This window comes from Dyella choica (assembly GCF_003977665.1).
GTDB classification, from domain to species: domain Bacteria; phylum Pseudomonadota; class Gammaproteobacteria; order Xanthomonadales; family Rhodanobacteraceae; genus Dyella_B; species Dyella_B choica.
On record NZ_RYYV01000021.1, the window covers coordinates 57,104 to 74,189 of the forward strand.

Below are 17,086 nucleotides of genomic sequence, written 5' to 3' on the forward strand. Positions count from 1 at the left end.
GCTTTCAGCGCCGCTGCATCACGATCAGGAAGTGATCGCCCATGTCCCGCAGCCAGGGCAGCGCACCGAAGCGATCGTCAAGCCGGCCGAGTCGCTCGCACGCTCGCTGATGGCGGCGATAGAACTCCACCAGGTAGGGCGGCGGCATGAACAGACTCAGGGCGCGATAGCCGTTCAGCGTGAAATGGCGCACGAATGCACGATAGAACTCGCGCGGCAGGTAATACTGCGTCCAGATCGTGTGGTGATTCATGCCCACTGCGGTCACGCCGCGCGTAGCGCGTATGCCGGCGCGCTTGATGCGCCCCTTGAACAGGTAATAACCCACTTCCCAAGGGCAGATCCGCCCGATCACCGAAAAGACCAGCTTGCCGCCGGGCCGTAGCAGGCGCGCGCATTGGGTTGCAACATCGCCCAGATCCGGCGCGCAATTCAAGGGACCGAAATTGGAATAGATCCCGTCAAACCCACCTTCCAGCCGGTCAAGCTGGTGCACGCCGACGTGCACCGCCGCAACCTGCGCCTCTACACCTGCCGCGGCAGCACGAGCGTGCGTGCGTTCCACCATCCGCGGCGACCAGTCGCCGGCCACCACCTGGTAACCGTGTGATGCGAATTGAACCGCATCGATCCCCGTGCCGCAGCCGAGGTCGAGCAGGCGCGAGCCGGCAGGAATTTCATCGCGCACGCTGCTCCACAGGGTCAGACGCATGCGCTGGATCAGCTCATTATTGCCACGCGGGCCATCATAGTCGGGGGCAACGCTGTCGAAAGCCCGCTGGGTATCGAGCAATTGCGCTTCACTCAGCGTTGCCGGATGGCTGCCTGTTTCCAGCTTGTAGGTACGGCTCACTTCGGTCTCCGCCGGGTCGGCATGGGGCACCCGGTGAGTGCTGATGAGTGGGTGGTTTGGTTGTATGGGGAGGCCTTGTGTCGCGCAGGCCGGGACCCAATCCCGGACTAAGCGCCCGCGGCCAGATGGCGCACCTTGGCCGATACCGTCTTCCTGCGTCTGCGCGCATTCCTGGCCACTGCCGCGACCACCCCAAAAAACAGGCCCAGTACCACGCCCATACCGCCCGTCAGCACAGGATTGGGAAACACCGGATGTTCGGGCACGTACACCGGCCACATCAGCGAAGTGTCGTACGTATAAGTGGTATCGAGGCGAGCGAGCAGATCGCTGCGCGCTTGCTCCAGCGAGCGAATTTGGTCGTTCTTGCTGGTCATCAGCGCGAAGGCGAGATTGTCCTTGCCCTGGGCGACGGCCTGCTGCAATCGATCCCTTTCGGCCGTGACACTCTGCAGATTGTTCTGAATCTCATCGAGACGCTGATGGGCAAGTTTGAGCTGCGCCGCTTCAAGCCCGCGATGAATGGCTTGCAGCTCGGCCACCGTCCCTTCAGCCAGTTCACGCGCCCGTTGCGGCGAATGCGCACGCACGCTGAGCTTGATCAGCGGTCCGGCATATGGCAGCGGCTCCAGCTTCAGGCTTTTGCGATAAAGACCCGCTTCGGGCGTATTCGGCGCGATGCCCATGCTTTGCAGCGCCTGATTCTGGAACGGTATCAGTTGCAGACGCTCAAGCACGCGCTGCAGCGGCTCGGCTTTCAGATCCTGCCCCGACGGTGCTGCGCCGACCTGGCCGATCTGGATCCAGGCGTTGGCCTGCCATTGCGGCTTGGTGGTGAACATGAAAGCAAGGGTGGCCAGCAGGACCAAGCCGAAGGCCGCCAGGAACCAACGCCACTCCAGGCGCAGCAGCCGCCACATGTCGATCAGGTAGATTTCGTCGGGTTGCATAGGTGTCGGGCTCATGGGTAGGAATGCAAGGCATGCGATCTGTTCGGCAGTGACGCCGCCAGCAGCTGCAGCACCAGGCACACGCCGATGAAGCCGGCGTTGGTGAAGGTGTAGGCCTGCGGGGCGAACGGCGACATCACGCAGCAGTAGGAAATGCGCAGGAAAATCAGCAAGGGAAACAGCGATGCTGCCGGATGCATGCGGCGCACGCTCCATGCCAGCAATGCATACAGGCCCACCATCGACAGCACCGCTCCGGCCGGGCCCCATGCCATCAGGAACGGGAAAAACTCGGTGCCGACGTTGATGTTCGACGCGTCAAGCGGGATGCCGGTGCCGGCGGTGGCGACCGAACCGGCGCCCGGCACCAGCTGATTGATCAGGAAAGTGGCATTGCTGTAGTGCTTGGCGAGAATGGCGCCAAAGTTGTATGGGCCCGCACTTATATACAGCAGCAACCACTTGATGCCCGGCGGTGCAGCCCGATAGGTATCGCTGAACGGCAAGGTCACCGTATCCAGCGTCCCCGAACGCAGGATGCCCAGCACGGAGAACACGCTGGCACCGAGCAGGCCGATGAACACCACCGCCTTCCACGGCAGCGGCTTGGCCTCGCTCCGTCGCACCACCACCACGAAGGCCAGCGAAAACAGCGAAGCGAACAGACGGTTGCGATCGATCACCAGCACCGGGAACGCCACGCCGATGAAGACCAACAAGTTGCGCAACCACTTGTTGCGTACGCACAGCATGCCGATCGGCGGCAAGGTCCAGCACATATCGGAGATATGCCGGACATGCTCGCGGCCGCCCTCCATCGTGGCGTAGGAAGAAGGGTTGTCCAGCAGAGGAATCGGAAACAGCAGCAGGTCCAGCAGGCAGAACACCAGGATGCCGGCAGCGTACGCCAAGGCCACGAACGATTCCCGCGTGCCCACATGGTTGCGCTGACGAAAGACCGGCATCGGCGGCAAACGCGGGCCGGCGAACACGTCGAACAGCAAAATACCCAGCGCGGTGATCACCAGCAGCAGCATGCCCTGCAGGTAATCGCCCGGCAGGTCGTAGCTGAGCAGCGTGAGGGCGCAAGCCAGCAGAATCGGCACGGCCAGGTAAACCGACGGCAGGCGCAGCAGCCGGCTCATGTTTTCTCCACCAGCCTGCCGGAGGGCGGCAGGCGAACTTTCGATGCCGCCAGCAGCGACAGATACGCCAGCATGTGGCAGCCGAGCAGGACCGAACGCTTTTGCAGGAAGGCGATCTTGGCGCTGATGTAATGCGATTGCGCCCTGAGCAAGGTGCGGTAAGGTTCGTCGAACAGCTCCACGCCACGCCGTGCGACCCGCCACGATTCGGTAAGGTTGACGATACGCGTGGCGGTATGCCTTGTCCTGCTCACATTCTTGCCGTGCAGGCGATAGGCACAAACCGGCAGGTCGATGAAGCCCAGCGCATCGCGCGCGGCGAGGCGCAGAAAAAAATCCCAGTCGTCGATGCGCAGCCCTTCGGTCCAGCGGTCGACCGTTTCCAGCGCACTTTTCCTGAGCAAGGCGACCGGACCACCGATCGCCCAGTGGCTGATCACGGCGCGGCGAATGCCCTCGTCAGTCGCGTACAGGCGCTTGTCCGCCCCGTGCAGGTCGCGCATGCCGCTGTCGTGCAGCTTGTTGCCGTATTGGTCCACTACGATCGAATCGCCGATCACCGCGCGCTTGCGCGGATGGTTCAGCAAATACTGCACCTGCGCTTCCAGGCCACCCGGCAACAGGTAATCGTCACTGGCACCCAGGCGCAGGAATTCACCATGCGCGCGCGCCGCCAATTCGTTCAACGTGGCCGCGATGCCTCGGTTCTGCTCCTGGTGCACGTATTCCACCCGCAACTGATCGCGGTACCGGGCGGCCCATTCGGCAATGCGTTCACCGGTACGATCGGTGGAGCCGTCATCGATGATCACGATTTCCTTGGCCGGATACGGATCTTCCAGCACGCTGTCCAGGCAGCGCTCGACGTAGCGCTCGTGGTTGTAGGCCGGAATCAGCACGGATACCAGCGGCTTCACCGTGGCATTCACAGGCTTGTGGCTGGCTGCTGCCGTCATAACGCCCCCAGATAACGTCGCGCAACCACCACGTTGAACGCAAGGTAGAACAGATAGTTGACCGCGAAGGCATACATCGCGCCGATCAGCCCGAACGAAGCGGTGAAGACGTAGACCAGGGCCAGGTAACTGAGTGCGAACACGCATTCGGAGATCACGAACAGCCGCGTCATGGCCTTGGCCAGCATCAGGTACGACAGCATGAACGAGGCGATCTTGATCACGTCGCCGAGCAGCTGCGGACCGTACAGCGCATTGGCCGCGGTGAAGTCCGCGCTGAACAGGATGCGCGTGACCCAGCCGCGCAGCGCATAGACCAGAGCCGCCAGAACAATCACTGCCGGCAGCAGGTGGCGATACGCATCGCGCAGCTCTGCCGTCAGCGATGCGCGCTCATGCGTGGAGGCCAGCTTGGGCAGGTAATAGATGTTGATGGCGGTGGTCAGGAACAGCAGATAGGCATCCGAGACCTTGCTTACCGCCTGCCAGTAGCCTACCTGTTCCCAGCCGAACTGCTGCGCCAGGTGATTGCGCACCACAATGTTGATCAATGGCGGCAGCAAGGCGGAGGTGAGCGTCATCACCGAGAAAGCCGCCAGCTTCAGGCTCATCTCGCGGTCAAAGTGCATACGCAGCATGCTGCGCTCGAAATAGGGGCTGCGCCGCCATGCCGGCAAGCCGACCACCAGCAACAGCAGCTGCCCCACCACCAGCGCAAGCAGCACGCCATACAGATGCAGCCAGCGCGACAGACCCACCGCCATCACTACGCTGAGTGCCGAGCCAAGCACCTGGATGAAGGCCAGCCGCCGCACATCCATGAAGCCGTTGATCACGGCCAGGATGTAGTTCGCCAACGCAATGCCAAGCTGGGCGACCGCCAACACGCGGATTAGATTTTCGTAGCGAATATCACCCAGCAGCCACCATGAGAGCTGCTTGCTCAACAACAATGCCGCGCAGCCCATCAGGCAGGAAGCAAACAGGGCGTACCACAAGGCCGCCGCCAGCAGGCGTGAAAGTTTTTGGGTGTCGTGCCGGAATTCGGCCACGTATTTGACGATGCCCGCACTGATGCCACCACCTGCCAGCACCGCCAGCAACGACATCAGGCTCATGAACTGGCCCAACCGGCCCACGCCCTCCGGCCCGGCCAGCCACGCCACCAGCTTGATCACCACCAGTCCGGCCAGCAGGCGCGCACCTGTGGCGAGGGTGGAGTAGAAGCCGGCGCGCACGATATTCATACGTGTCCCCCGAAGGACTGGCAGGCGGCGATGACGCGATTCACATCCTCGTCGCGCAGGATCGGCCCGATCGGCAGGCTCAACACTTCATGGTGCAAGCGTTCAGTCATGGGCAGATGCACGTCATGCAACGCGGGATAAGCCGATTGCCGATGGGGGGGAATCGGGTAGTGCACCTGGGCCTGGATGCCATGGGTCTGCAAGTGCCGCTGCAAGGCATCGCGTTGTGCGCAACGCACGACGAACAGGTGCCATACATGCTGCTCTTCGTCCGGGATTGACGGCAGTTGGATCTGTGGATGATGAATGCCTGCGCGGTAGCGCTGCGCCACCTGGCGGCGGCGCGCGATGTCCTCGTCCAGATACTTCAGTTTTACCCGCAACAAGGCCGCCTGCAGCTCGTCCAGCCGCGAATTGACGCCCTGGTACAGATGCCGGTACTTCACCTCGGAACCGTAGTTGCGCAAAGCTGCGACACGATCAGCCAGCTGCTTGTCGTTGGTGACTACCGCGCCGCCGTCGCCCAGCGCGCCAAGGTTCTTGGCCGGAAAAAAGCTGAAGCCGGCCGCGTGCCCGAACGCCCCAGCCCTGCGTCCGCCGCTCGACGCTCCGTGCGCTTGCGCTGCGTCTTCGATCAACAGCAACTGATGACGCCCGGCCAATTCGGCCAGGGCCGGCATGTCCGCCAACTGCCCATACAGATGCACGGCCATGATTGCACGTGTGCGCGGTCCGATCGCCGCCGCCACCCTGGCCGGATCGATATTGAAGCTGACCGGGTCAGGATCCACCGGCACCGGCACCAGGCGGTTTTCAGTGATGGCGAGGAAACTCGCGATGAAGGTATTACCGGGCACGATCACTTCGTCGCCGTCGTACAGCACGCCCAGTGCTTTATAGGCTCGCAGGATCAGCGAAAGCGCGTCCAGGCCATTGCCTACGCCAACGGCATGACTTACGCCACAATAATCGGCGAATTCCTGTTCGAAGGCGGCCAGCTCCTGGCCGAGGATATACCAGCCCGAATCGATGACGCGCGCGGCGGCCGCTTTCAGATCGTCGGCGTAGCGGGCATTGACGGCCTGGAGGTTGAGGAAGGGGATGTCCATATCACACCGCCGGACGCGGCTGCTCCCTCCCCTGCTTGGCAGGAGAGGGTTGGGGTGGGGTTGCTTGAGCTTGCCGCGAGGTTGGCTTCACCCCACCCCACCTCTTCCTGCTTGCAGGAAGAGAAAAGAAAGTACGCGCCCCTGTAAGCGGGAAAGGGAGCAGATCATGGCAAGCATTGAATTGCGGGCTCATCACAGCACCCACTCATAAAAATCGTGCACTACGGCGCGCGCGCCGAAATACTCCTTCTGCGCAATCAAGCCACCGTTGAGAACCTGCCCTTCCTGCTCGGTCGAAATCCCGAACGAAAAGTATTGCCGGTCCGAATAAGTGCGCTCGATCAGCTCCGCCAACAGCAGATTCAAGGCATTGCACTCGCGTCCTTGTTCGGAAGCCGCCAGATACTGCGTGTGCACCACGCGGCCAAAGTCATAAACCAGCGCCCCGGCCAGCAGGGCCTCTTCGCCACGTGCCTCGTGCAGCACGATTTGCTGCGGGAAGCGACTGCGCAGCAGGCACAGTTCCGCCAAGCTGTGGGTCGGCGCCACCGCGTGCCGGCGGTGCAACACCTCAGATAGCAGCGCATGAAAATCCGCCAGCTCAGTACCCCTCTGCAAACGGATCGCCGTTTTCCTCGCCTTATCGACCGCCCGCCTGCGCCCTTCGGTGAAATCGAACGGCTCGCGCAAGGCGACTACCGAAGCCACATCGCGCCGCTGCAACCGCGCGCCCAGCCGGTGCAGAGCGTACAAGTCTTCTTCGGCCGGATAGGCGTGAAAAACATGCGGCACCGCCTTGTAGACGATGCGCTTTACGCCAAGCGCGCGATAGTGTTCACCGATCCGCTCGAACACCTCCAGCGCCCATTCGGTACGCATGGCACGTGTCGTTATCAATCCCGCATAGGTAAGGCCGCCATGGCTTGTCGCCACACCGTCCCTCAGGCTGACGGGAAAAACCGCCACCGCCTCATCGTTGCGCTGCACGATCAACGAAGCATCGGTGAAGCGGTCGGCGTGGTAATCCATATAAGCGCGCCGGTGCAAAAAGTTGCCGGTCCTCGAATGTCCGATCACGGTGTCCCATTGCGGGGCGTCGGCAGGCGCGTAGCGTCTAAGCGTGAACATGCGCTGCACCGTCGACGTGCACGGCGGCAGTCTCGGCCACGCCGAAGCCATCCATGCCCATGTCGTTACCGTTGTAGAACATCAGCCAGTGGTCGCCCTGCTGAATCAGGGCGGGATAGCAAAGCGTGCGCGAATCCCAGCCTTCGGCCGACAACTCCAGACCCAGGGCTTCGTCGTGCCGCTCCCAGTGCACACCATCGTCACTGTAGGCGAGCCCGGGAAAGTATTCGCCGGTGACGTTGCCGCGCGTGAAGACCATGACGTACCTGCCGTCCATGCGATACACACGGGGCCGGCCAATTCGGTATTCGGTGCCGCGCGGCAGCAGGCAGATGCGATCCTCGTGCGGCATCCGGTCCAACGAATCCGTCTCCAGATAGCGAATGTGGTAACGCGGGTACGGCTGGCCGCCAATCTGCTCCCAGTCATCCCCTACCGCGTACCACAGGCGCCAGCGGCCGTTCGCCCACATCGCCGAATGCACCGCGGCGATCGTGCTGCGGCCTGGCGCGCGATCCAGAATCGGCGTCTCCTGCCGCCGTTGAAAGCTTTCTCCGCCGTCGCTGGAAAGGGCCAATCCGGTAAACGCCAGGAACTTCGCCTTGGCTACGCGCTGGAAGCCCACATAGAACATGTGCAGTCCGCCCGGCGCCTGGACCACATCGCCGAGGATCATGCCGTTGTCGTCGAAACAACCGCCGCGTCCGATCTCCAGCACCGGTTCGGCGCTGACCCGCAAGACGACCAAGGGATCTTCCGCCAGGACATCGACGTAACCAATGCGGCTCACGCCCTGTGCGTCTCGAAATCCCGCGTAGACGCGAATGGCCTCATCGTTCAGCCGGTACGGCGTGGGAGTAAGCGCAGAATGCTGCATCCAGCCGCCAACGCCGCGCCGCGCAGGCTCGAACACCAGTCCACGCTTGGTCCAGGCAAACATCGGCATTAGAGCCTCACATCCAGACTGGAACGGCCGGGCACGGCGCGCGCCGGCGAACCAACGTAGACCTTGCCGGGCTCCGTATCCTTCACCACCAGCGCGCCGGAACCGATCACGCAGTCGGGTGCGACTTTCACATGATCATTGAAGGTGGCGTTCACTCCCACGAAGCTGTGCTCGCCGATTTCGCAATAGCCGGAAATTACCGCATGCGAGGCGACAAACACATGGTCGTGCACGACCGTGCGATGCCCGACGTGATTGCCGCTCCACAGGACAACGTTGTTGCCGATGCGCACGAACGGCTGGATCACGTTGTTTTCGAAAATGAAGCTGTTTTCCCCTACCTCCGCATTGCGCCATACGAAGGCGCGCGAACTGATGTACCTGGCGAAACGATAGCCTTTGGCCTTGGCTTGCTGGTAAAGCCGTGTACGCAGTCGGTTAAGCTGGCTGGCCGGCACAGCCACGAACACATCGACTTCATCGGGCGGATAGTCGGCCTGAAGGGATTCGAGCGCGACCACCGGGCGATCCATCAGCGTCGGCTGTTTGAGATATTCGCGCTCGACACTGAAGGCCCTGACCTCGTAGTCGCTGTCGTGCTGGAAGTACTCGCAGGCGATTTGCGCAAACTCGCCCGCGCCGATGAGGACTAGAGGCTTTGGCATGCGGCCATGTCCCCTCGCAGCATGGGGCCGTTCACCTCGCGCAGGAATTCGTCGTAATTGGTGATGTAGTCGGCCGGGTCGTACAACTGGTCGGCCAGCACCATCAGCACGCAGTCCTCGCTGAAATCGTACATATCCCGCCACACCATGCTTCCGAGCAGCAAGCCCCGCGCGGGATCATCCAGCACCACTTCCACCGGCCCGCTGCCGTCATCGAGCAGAAAAGTCACCGAACCGCGCACCGTCACCGCCAGCTGATTGAGATGTCGATGCGCGTGCTGGCCGCGGTGCACGTGCTGCTTGGTGGCAAACAGGTAATACACCCGCCGAATTTCGAACGGCACGTTGCGATCCTTCTCCAAAGCAACGAGCATGCCGCGCTCGTCGCCATGCTGCTGCAGCTGCACTCGTTGGATTTGCATGGTTGGCCAGCAACTGGGAGTGATTTACGGAGTTGAGTGCCCCCAGGCCAGAAAAAGGTTGCGCGGGCTGGCTACCCCTCGCACTCCGTTCTTCGCCGGAATGGCGACGAGGCAAAGCCGGCGCCGCCGAAGGCAAAGAAAAAGTAAAACCTCGCCGCAACCTTTCTCCCCCGCGCCTGCACTCAAGGGCAGAGGTCTCCTTCCGCCCCCGCGCAAGCACATGTCGAAGCAGATCCAGTCTCTTGGGCTACGGGGAGAGCAATGGCGACATACAACGAAACGGCCTGCAAGGAAGCCGTGCCCGCGCGTCCGCGCAAGCTGGTGGCGCTGCATTGGCTTACCGTGTTGTGCCTGCTCGGTGCGGCAACCGCCATCCTGGTTCGTGACGAAGTGGCGACACGCGCCGCGCGACAATGGTTGCTAGAAATCCATCGCCACTTCGGCCTGGTCGTGCTCGCTTTGTTTTTCATTCGCGCAGCGGTACGCATCCGCATCGGCAAATTGCCGCCCGTGGGGAAGACGACGGTTGCCACACGCGTCGCAGCGGGAACGGTGCATTTCGCTCTCTATGTCGTGCTGCTGGTCCAACCGCTGCTTGGCTGGGTGCTCAGCAGCGCCGAGGGTAAGCCGGTGCATCTGTTCGGGCTGACGCTGCCGTCACTGGTGACGGCCGACGAGGACCTCGCCGATACCTTGCAGCAGTGGCATCTGGGGGTCGCCTGCCTGCTGCTGGGGCTGGTGGCCATGCACGTATCGGCAGCACTTTGGCATCACTTTGTACTGCGCGATGGCTTGCTGCGGGCCATGTGGCTGCAGCGCCAGCGCAACGAATGACCCGTATCCACTCAAGCGAAGGAGAATGCCATGCAAACTTACCTGCACCGACACGCGCCGTGCCGGCCCAGGAAGCTGCATTTGTGGTACGGCCTTGCCGCGCTGCCGCTGCTTGCCGTACAGACGGCTCAAGCGGTGCCCGCCTATGCGCGGCAGACCGGCTCCGCGTGCGCTGACTGCCATGCCGGTGCCTACGGCCCTGCGCTAACGCCTTACGGCATGCGCTTCAAGATGAATGGCTACACCGATACGAATGGCCAGGGCACCAAAATCCCGCTGGCCGTCCAGATCAACGGAAGGCGCATCGTGCCGGCGAAAGGCCAGAGCAGCAATCTGCTCAGCGAAGCCGATATCTATCTGGCCGGACGTGTCACCGACCATGTGGGCGGCTTCGTGAAAGTGGCGGACTACAACAACGGCCAGGACAAATTCATTACGCAGCTAAACGACCTGGATCTGCGTTTTGTCGCCAAGGATCTCAACCTCGGCGGCAAGGAGGCCTTGATCGGCGTCAGCGTCAACAACAGTCCGGGCTTCACTGATCCGGTCGATGCCCTGCCCGCCAACACGTTGAACGGTCCACCGACGGTGTCGGGCACGCTGCTCAACCCTTCCAGCGCGAACAACTTGTCGCATCGCGTGATCGGGGCCACTGTCTACACCTTGTACGACAAGAACTGGTATGGCGAGCTGGGTACCTACAATTCGCTACCGGTTTCGACGCAGTACGACCTGGGCTACACGCGCTCAGGTGACCCCGGCAGGTTCAGCAACACCGTGTACGCACGCTTTGCCTACATGCGGGATTTCAAGCGGCAATTCGTCTCCGCCGGCCTGGTGGGCCTGACCACCATGCGCCAGCGGCCGCGCAGCGGTCCGAGCGAACACCTCACCGATCTCGGCTATGACGTGACCTATCAGTACCTGGGCAACCACGAGAACATCGTGCAGTTTGCCTACGTGAACATCATGGAGCGCCGACGCTATGCGACCACGCCATTAGGGCCCCTGCCCGGCCAGGTGGCGCAGCCTCGAGGCGTTGTGCACGACCAGACGCTTACGCTCACCTATGTCTTCAAGCAGAGCTATGGCGTGACGATCGCCCATATGGTGAGCACCGGCACGCACGACATCGTGCGCTTTGTGCCGTATGGCCAGCCGGAAACCTCAAGTAATTCGTTCACCGTGTTCTGGACACCCTTCGGCAAGGACGACTCCTTTACGTCCATCGCCAACTTGCGTCTGGCCGCAGAGTGGTTCCGCTTCAACAAGTTCAACGGCAGCAGCAGCAATGTTTTTGGCGCACCACCGGGTGCACCGGCGACCAATGCTCGGGATTTGAATGCCTTCCTGTTGTTTGCCAGTGTTGCGTTCTGACCCATCCTAGGCTGGGTTTGGCAACCTAAGCCTACGTGCATGCTGGTCGTCCCCCTTTGAAATCAGGAGTCGATGTAGTGAGCCAACGATTTTTGCGGCGGTGGTTGCGTGGTTCGGCAGTAGCGGGACTTTTGCTCGGCTGGACGCTGGCCTCGCCCATGCTTCGAGCCGGCGATGCCGGTGCGGGCGCGGATGTGTTCAAGTCCGAATGCGCCGAATGCCATAGCCCCAAGCAGGGCAAGAACAAGAAAGGCCCCAGCCTGTTCGGCATCGTGGGACGTCCAGCCGGCACCGCACCGAACTACAAGTACACGGATGCGCTCACGCAAGGCAAATGGATCTGGACCACGGACAAGCTGCATTGGTATCTGTCGCAGCCGGCCAGGAAGGCCAACCCCGGTACCCGCATGAAATACGACGGACTGGACGACCCGAAACAGCTGGACGACCTGCTTACCTACCTGGGCACCCTGCACTGATGACATTCCCTTGCACGATGGGATCGACTATAAGCCGGTCATATCTCAGGTAAGGCGTTATTGTCATAGCCCATGCGCCGTACGCTTGATCGAAACTTTCTGTGATGTCCTGCAACGGTCCCCAGCCAGCGATGATGGGCCGCGTTTCGCCCGTGGCCGGCCATACGGCACGGCGCCATGGCCGTGCCAAGGCTAAAGCCATGAAGGCATCGCTCGCTCTTGGACGCCCTTTTATGCGCATAGCTGTCGCCTCGCTGTCGATGGCGATCGCCGTCACGCCGACGCACGCCCAGACGAGCAACCTCAACGGCGCCGTGGCGCTCAGTTCGCAACTGGTCGATCGAGGCCTGGCGATCACACCGGTCACCCCCTTCCTGCAAGCTGCCGGCTCCTGGACTTCGGCCAACGGCTGGGTGCTGGGACTGTCTGCCGGGACCCCGTTGCGCTCGACCGGCCATGGCTCCGAAGCCCTCGCCCAGGTCGGGCATTACTGGTCGCTTGCCGATGACTGGCGTATGCAGGCGGGACTGGTCTATTACACCTACCCCGGCAATGCCCGCGCGCGCGCCTTCGACCGGGCCGAGGCCAGCATCAACTGGATGTACCGGGACGTGCTCACCTTCGGGCTGTCAGCCATCCGCCTCACCCGCGGCAGCAATCACCAACCGCGCGGCGCGGCCGACGTGGATTTTCACTGGCCCTTGCCGGCGCACTTCTCCGTTTCCGCCGGGGTGGGGGTAGCCCAGCCCCTGTCCACCACGCCCTACTACGGCAGCAGCACCTATGGCAGCCATGAAGCCTGGGGCTACTACTACGGCGGAGGCTATTACCCCTACCGCCGCCCGCGCACGAGTTCATACTACGGCTACGGCCACCTGGGCCTGGCCTGGACCTACCAGGCCTGGCGGGTAGAGCTGGACCGTGTCGCCACGGATCCATCGCAGCGAAGCTTGGCAGCTGCCCCGTGGGTCGCGACGATCGCGTGGTCCTTTTGACGTAAAGGCAACCTTCTAGCGCTTGAGCAGCACTCATCCAGTGAACTAACGCTATCGGGTCATAAAAATCATGAACGATGCCGACATTCCCGCCGATGCTACCGACCGTGTGTTGCTGCAGCGCATGTCTACCGGCGACCGCGCTGCGTTGGCAACCCTCTACCGCAGCTACCACGGTCGATTGTGCCGGTTTCTGTCGCGCCTGAGCCGGCGTCCCGACATCATCGAAGAAGTCATCAACGACTGCTTCTGGATCGCATGGCAGAAGGCCGCCGACTTCCGTGGCGATTCGCGCGTCTCCACCTGGATCATGGGCATTGCCTACCGCTGCGGACTGAAGGCGCTGCGGCAACATGGCGAAGAGGCGGTGGAAGACAGCATTGCGGAAGAACGCGCGCCTGCCGACGACCCTGACGAAGATCGTGAACTGCGCGACTGGTTGAGCAAGGGGCTCGAACGCCTGTCTACGGACCAGCGCGTAGTAGTGGAACTGGTATACGGAGAAGGTCACACTCTGGACGATGTCGCCACCATCATGCAATGCCCGGTAGGCACGGTGAAAGCCAGGCTGTTCCATGCCCGCGTGAAGCTGCGCAATGTTCTACCTGCCTTGGCTGAAGGCTCGGTCGCCGTTAAAGAGCGTAAAGATCAGGTACCATGAAGATGTTAGCTCCATATTTCGGCCAGGACTGTCCGCGTGCATGGGAAATGATGCCGTGGGTGCTGCAGAACAGGGCGACCAGGAAACAGACTGATTGGCTTGCGAGCCACCTGGCGCAATGCGAAGCGTGCCGCGTTGAGTTCGAGCAGCAGAAGCGCCTGAAGCAGGCCATGTCGCTTCCATCGGATGTCAAGGTCGATGCAGAAGCCGGCCTGCAACAGCTGCTTGGCCGTCTCGATGCGCCGGCGGTGGAAGAACCCAATCGTACGCGCGTAGGCGCAGGCGGCTGGCTGACCCGCGCCCTGGTGGCGGCCGTGCTGATCCAGGCCATCGGCATCGGTGCATTGGGACTGAAGATGTGGTCGGCGGGCGATCCTGTCGGCTACCGCACGCTCAGCCAGGAAGAGGCGACGACCGCCACACCGGGTGCCATTCGAGTCGTCCCCGACGCCAGCATGACCATGGCCGAGTGGAACGCCTTGCTGCATTCGCTGCAGTTGCAAGTGGTGGGCGGACCCAACGAAGTCGGCGCTTACACGCTGGCGCCGGTCAACGCCAAGGCGAGCAAGCCGAACACTTTGCAGCAATTGCGTGCCGCGCGCGGCATCCGCCTGGCAGAACCGGTGACCGGAGCACCATGAAAGCCGGCGCCCGGCGATACCCGGCGTTCGCTCTTGCCGCAGCACTGGCCTGCCTGAGCGTACAGGCACCAACAGCCGCAGCGGCAGATACCGGCCACGCATCGCCCGTCTCCAGCATGGACAGCCAGCACGACATCGTGCTGGCTGTCGCCAACCCGATCGACCCTCCGGCCCTGCATGCCGGCTCCAGCCTGCTGGGGTATGTGCCGGCCGGCTATTACGGCGCCGGACAACGGGCCGTCTCCGCGCTTGCCGAACTTAAGCGGCACTACAACTTGCACCAAGTCATCGGCTGGCCAATCAAGGCGCTCGGCGTGTATTGCGTAGTGGTGAAAACACCCGCAGGCACGGATCGCGATGCGCTGCTCAAGACGCTGGCCGCGGACGATCGCGTGAAGCTCGCGCAGCCGCTGCAGGATTACTCGGTGTATGCAACGGTGGCGGCACAGACGCATCATCGTTACAACGATCCCTATGTCGATCTGCAACGCGGCTTTGTGGAAACCGACGCGGCGCTCGCGCACGACATCAGCCAGGGCGAAGGCGTGCACATTGCGGTGGTCGACACCGGCGCCGACCTTACCCATCCGGATCTGCAGGGGCGCATCCACGATACCCACGACTTGGTGGACGACGATGATGCCGCGTTCAATCATGATCACCACGGCACCGAAGTCGCGGGCGTGATCGCCGCCGATGCCGACAATCACCAGGGTATAGTCGGCATCGCGCCCAAGGCTGTGCTCAGCTTGTACAAGGCGTGCTGGTATGCACTTGCACCGCACGCCGGCGCGCACTGCAATTCATTCTCGCTGGCCAAGGCGCTGGCGGCGATCATCGATACCGATGCACGCATCGTGAACCTGAGCCTGGGCGGCCCGGACGATCCCTTGCTCGACAAGCTGTTGGCGCAATTGCTCAGCCAGGGCCGCATTGTGGTGGCCGCCTTGCCGCCGGATGGCAGCCTCAATGGATTTCCCGATAACGCGCCTGGTGTCATCGTGGTACGCATCAGCGACGCCTCAGCCGCGTCGGTAGATGTATTGAGCGCCCCTGGCAAGGACATCCTTACCACCCAGCCGGGTGGCGGCTACGACTTCACTTCCGGATCGTCCATGGCCGCAGCACACGTAAGCGGCATCGTCGCCTTGCTGCTTTCCCTCTCGCCTCGGCTGGACGCGCATGCGGTGCACGATCTTCTGCTCAAAAGCAGCAAATCTTCCAACGGCGCCCTGGAAGTGAACGCCGCCTCCGCGGTAGCCGCCCTGCACGATCCGCACCAGACCACGCATTAATCGCCCTGGCGTCGCCGGTAACCTAGGGATGCTCTGATCTATTCCACGCACCCGGCATGACGTCCAGAAGGCCCGCAGGGTGGGTCGCGCGGCACGGCCTGCGGGCCTTCTGGACGTCACCTCGTCATTAAAATTTAAAATGTGGGGGCCGCACTGTATGCGCGTCTGGCTGCGCCCCAGTGCCTAGACAGACAGTCTGCCTTCGCCCCTGGGGCGCAGCCAGACGCGCATACAGTGTGGTGACGGGTACGTGGAATAGATCAGATCATCCCTAGACAAGAATGCCGACGTGAAACCTATCAGCACTGCCATGGGCCTGATGCCCGATATTGCCATCCATCCCCAACAGCAGCTTGGCAACACGCTGGATGCTGTCGGCATGCAGGGTATCGAGATGCCGGTGCTGTTCGATGCCGGCGACGGCACGCTACAGCGAGCCAGCGCCAAAGTGGATGCCTTCGTCAACCTGGTGCGCAAGGACCAGCGCGGTATCCACATGTCGCGTTTGTACCTGCTGATCGATGAATTTCTAGGCCGCCAAGCACTCGAAGCAGGCATGCTCGCTTCGCTGCTGCAGGCCTTGCTGGATTCGCATCGCGATCTGGCCGACCAGGCGCGCATCGCCATCCATTTCCAGCCGCTGATACGCCGCCGCGCCCTACGCAGCGGCAACAGCGGCTGGCGCAGCTATCCGGTTTCCATCGAGGCCAGCCTGGGTCACGAAGGTTTCCGCCTTGAGTTGGGTACGCAGGTGCTGTACTCCTCCACCTGCCCTGCTTCGGCCGCGTTGTCCCGACAGCTGATCCAACGGCAATTCGCCCAGGATTTTCCTGCGGACCAGCCATTGGAACATGACACCGTATTAGCCTGGCTAGGCGGCGAGACGGGTATTGTCGCCACACCCCATGCGCAACGCAGCGTGGCCCGCCTACGCGTGGGTTTTGCCTCAGGCGCACCATTGAATGTCATCAGCCTGCTCGACCGCGTCGAAGCCGCGCTAGGCACGCCGGTGCAGACCGCTGTCAAGCGCGAAGATGAGCAAGCCTTTGCGCTGGCCAACGGCGGAAACCTGATGTTTTGCGAAGATGCGGCGCGAAGGATTCATCGAGTGCTGGATGCTGATGGCAGCATCGAGGATTTCCACGTAAGGGTGGAGCATTGGGAGAGTTTGCATCCGCATGATGCGGTGGCGTGTGTGAGCAAAGGGATTGCTCTGTAGGTTGGGGTGCAAACCCCAACGGCCCCGTTTTTGTATCCCGCACGGTTGCTGTGTGACGTAAATGGATACATTGCCTGCGGCGCTTTCGGTCGCAAGCGACCGAGTCACTTTTCTTTGCTGGCCCAAAGAAAAGTAACCCAAAGAAATGGCCTAAAAGGCTCTTG

At 62.2% G+C, this 17,086-nt stretch carries 18 protein-coding genes; 8 read left to right on the plus strand and 10 right to left on the minus strand.

Going from position 1 to position 17,086, the window contains the following annotated elements:
* Positions 1-4: 4 nt before the first annotated feature.
* The 10 genes from EKH80_RS20005 to EKH80_RS20050 form a co-directional block, all read right to left on the minus strand.
* Positions 5-835, minus strand: a complete 831-nt coding sequence (locus EKH80_RS20005) for a class I SAM-dependent methyltransferase (protein WP_230473846.1) — start codon at positions 833-835, stop codon at positions 5-7.
* Positions 836-960: 125 nt separating this feature from the next.
* The gene (locus EKH80_RS20010) at positions 961-1,818 is read right to left on the minus strand and encodes a Wzz/FepE/Etk N-terminal domain-containing protein (RefSeq protein ID WP_230473844.1); all 858 of its coding nucleotides are present in this window, start codon (positions 1,816-1,818) and stop codon (positions 961-963) included.
* Entirely contained in the window at positions 1,815-2,948 is a 1,134-nt protein-coding gene (locus tag EKH80_RS20015) for an oligosaccharide repeat unit polymerase (RefSeq protein ID WP_126686565.1), read from the minus strand. The genes EKH80_RS20010 and EKH80_RS20015 overlap by 4 nt, the downstream gene beginning before the upstream one ends.
* Positions 2,945-3,904: a glycosyltransferase family 2 protein gene (locus tag EKH80_RS20020; RefSeq protein WP_126686566.1), complete on the minus strand. Its 960-nt coding sequence runs from the start codon at positions 3,902-3,904 to the stop codon at positions 2,945-2,947. The genes EKH80_RS20015 and EKH80_RS20020 overlap by 4 nt, the downstream gene beginning before the upstream one ends.
* Positions 3,901-5,151, minus strand: coding sequence for an O-antigen translocase (locus EKH80_RS20025; protein ID WP_126686567.1), 1,251 nt, complete (start codon positions 5,149-5,151; stop codon positions 3,901-3,903). Before EKH80_RS20025 ends, EKH80_RS20020 begins: the two co-directional genes overlap by 4 nt.
* On the minus strand, positions 5,148-6,260 hold the full coding sequence (locus tag EKH80_RS20030; RefSeq protein ID WP_126686568.1) for a DegT/DnrJ/EryC1/StrS family aminotransferase: 1,113 nt from the start codon (positions 6,258-6,260) through the stop codon (positions 5,148-5,150). Before EKH80_RS20030 ends, EKH80_RS20025 begins: the two co-directional genes overlap by 4 nt.
* Positions 6,261-6,452: 192 nt before the next feature.
* Entirely contained in the window at positions 6,453-7,388 is a 936-nt protein-coding gene (locus EKH80_RS20035; protein WP_126686569.1) for a GNAT family N-acetyltransferase, read from the minus strand.
* On the minus strand, positions 7,375-8,328 hold the full coding sequence (locus EKH80_RS20040; protein ID WP_126686587.1) for a glycoside hydrolase family protein: 954 nt from the start codon (positions 8,326-8,328) through the stop codon (positions 7,375-7,377). Before EKH80_RS20040 ends, EKH80_RS20035 begins: the two co-directional genes overlap by 14 nt.
* 5 nt (positions 8,329-8,333) lie before the next feature.
* Positions 8,334-8,999, minus strand: a complete 666-nt coding sequence (locus EKH80_RS20045) for an acetyltransferase (protein WP_126686570.1) — start codon at positions 8,997-8,999, stop codon at positions 8,334-8,336.
* Positions 8,984-9,421: a sugar 3,4-ketoisomerase gene (locus EKH80_RS20050; RefSeq protein WP_126686571.1), complete on the minus strand. Its 438-nt coding sequence runs from the start codon at positions 9,419-9,421 to the stop codon at positions 8,984-8,986. The genes EKH80_RS20045 and EKH80_RS20050 overlap by 16 nt, the downstream gene beginning before the upstream one ends.
* 261 nt (positions 9,422-9,682) lie before the next feature.
* Here EKH80_RS20050 and EKH80_RS20055 point away from each other — a divergent pair, with 261 nt between their 5' ends.
* From EKH80_RS20055 to folE2, 8 genes are all read left to right on the plus strand, one after another.
* Positions 9,683-10,255, plus strand: a complete 573-nt coding sequence (locus EKH80_RS20055) for a cytochrome b (RefSeq protein WP_196240413.1) — start codon at positions 9,683-9,685, stop codon at positions 10,253-10,255.
* Positions 10,256-10,285: 30 nt separating this feature from the next.
* A complete protein-coding gene (locus EKH80_RS20060; protein WP_126686572.1) occupies positions 10,286-11,632 on the plus strand; it encodes a cytochrome C in 1,347 nt (448 codons plus the stop codon).
* Positions 11,633-11,790: 158 nt separating this feature from the next.
* The gene (locus EKH80_RS20065; RefSeq protein WP_126686589.1) at positions 11,791-12,111 is read left to right on the plus strand and encodes a c-type cytochrome; all 321 of its coding nucleotides are present in this window, start codon (positions 11,791-11,793) and stop codon (positions 12,109-12,111) included.
* 233 nt (positions 12,112-12,344) lie between these two features.
* Positions 12,345-13,106, plus strand: coding sequence for a TorF family putative porin (locus EKH80_RS20070; RefSeq protein WP_126686573.1), 762 nt, complete (start codon positions 12,345-12,347; stop codon positions 13,104-13,106).
* A gap of 70 nt (positions 13,107-13,176) precedes the next feature.
* Complete coding sequence (locus EKH80_RS20075) at positions 13,177-13,767, plus strand: RNA polymerase sigma factor (RefSeq protein WP_126686574.1); 591 nt, start codon at positions 13,177-13,179, stop codon at positions 13,765-13,767.
* Complete coding sequence (locus tag EKH80_RS20080; RefSeq protein WP_126686575.1) at positions 13,764-14,408, plus strand: anti-sigma factor; 645 nt, start codon at positions 13,764-13,766, stop codon at positions 14,406-14,408. The genes EKH80_RS20075 and EKH80_RS20080 overlap by 4 nt, the downstream gene beginning before the upstream one ends.
* Positions 14,405-15,703, plus strand: coding sequence for a S8 family serine peptidase (locus EKH80_RS20085; RefSeq protein ID WP_126686576.1), 1,299 nt, complete (start codon positions 14,405-14,407; stop codon positions 15,701-15,703). The genes EKH80_RS20080 and EKH80_RS20085 overlap by 4 nt, the downstream gene beginning before the upstream one ends.
* Positions 15,704-16,013: 310 nt before the next feature.
* Positions 16,014-16,922, plus strand: coding sequence for a GTP cyclohydrolase FolE2 (gene folE2 / locus EKH80_RS20090; RefSeq protein WP_126686590.1), 909 nt, complete (start codon positions 16,014-16,016; stop codon positions 16,920-16,922).
* Positions 16,923-17,086 lie beyond the last annotated feature (164 nt).

What these genes read in the sequence shown, in the direction of transcription:
- EKH80_RS20070 (WP_126686573.1), top strand. Translation starts at nt 12,345, where the DNA reads ATGCGCATAGCTGTCGCCTCGCTGTCGATGGCGATCGCCGTCACGCCG.
- EKH80_RS20065 (WP_126686589.1), top strand. Translation starts at nt 11,791, where the DNA reads ATGCTTCGAGCCGGCGATGCCGGTGCGGGCGCGGATGTGTTCAAGTCC.
- EKH80_RS20035 (WP_126686569.1), bottom strand. Translation starts at nt 7,388, where the DNA reads ATGTTCACGCTTAGACGCTACGCGCCTGCCGACGCCCCGCAATGGGAC.
- EKH80_RS20080 (WP_126686575.1), top strand. Translation starts at nt 13,764, where the DNA reads ATGAAGATGTTAGCTCCATATTTCGGCCAGGACTGTCCGCGTGCATGG.
- EKH80_RS20010 (WP_230473844.1), bottom strand. Translation starts at nt 1,818, where the DNA reads ATGAGCCCGACACCTATGCAACCCGACGAAATCTACCTGATCGACATG.
- EKH80_RS20015 (WP_126686565.1), bottom strand. Translation starts at nt 2,948, where the DNA reads ATGAGCCGGCTGCTGCGCCTGCCGTCGGTTTACCTGGCCGTGCCGATT.
- EKH80_RS20050 (WP_126686571.1), bottom strand. Translation starts at nt 9,421, where the DNA reads ATGCAAATCCAACGAGTGCAGCTGCAGCAGCATGGCGACGAGCGCGGC.
- EKH80_RS20025 (WP_126686567.1), bottom strand. Translation starts at nt 5,151, where the DNA reads ATGAATATCGTGCGCGCCGGCTTCTACTCCACCCTCGCCACAGGTGCG.
- EKH80_RS20040 (WP_126686587.1), bottom strand. Translation starts at nt 8,328, where the DNA reads ATGTTTGCCTGGACCAAGCGTGGACTGGTGTTCGAGCCTGCGCGGCGC.
- EKH80_RS20020 (WP_126686566.1), bottom strand. Translation starts at nt 3,904, where the DNA reads ATGACGGCAGCAGCCAGCCACAAGCCTGTGAATGCCACGGTGAAGCCG.
- EKH80_RS20085 (WP_126686576.1), top strand. Translation starts at nt 14,405, where the DNA reads ATGAAAGCCGGCGCCCGGCGATACCCGGCGTTCGCTCTTGCCGCAGCA.
- EKH80_RS20075 (WP_126686574.1), top strand. Translation starts at nt 13,177, where the DNA reads ATGAACGATGCCGACATTCCCGCCGATGCTACCGACCGTGTGTTGCTG.
- EKH80_RS20060 (WP_126686572.1), top strand. Translation starts at nt 10,286, where the DNA reads ATGCAAACTTACCTGCACCGACACGCGCCGTGCCGGCCCAGGAAGCTG.
- folE2 (WP_126686590.1), top strand. Translation starts at nt 16,014, where the DNA reads ATGGGCCTGATGCCCGATATTGCCATCCATCCCCAACAGCAGCTTGGC.
- EKH80_RS20055 (WP_196240413.1), top strand. Translation starts at nt 9,683, where the DNA reads ATGGCGACATACAACGAAACGGCCTGCAAGGAAGCCGTGCCCGCGCGT.
- EKH80_RS20045 (WP_126686570.1), bottom strand. Translation starts at nt 8,999, where the DNA reads ATGCCAAAGCCTCTAGTCCTCATCGGCGCGGGCGAGTTTGCGCAAATC.
- EKH80_RS20030 (WP_126686568.1), bottom strand. Translation starts at nt 6,260, where the DNA reads ATGGACATCCCCTTCCTCAACCTCCAGGCCGTCAATGCCCGCTACGCC.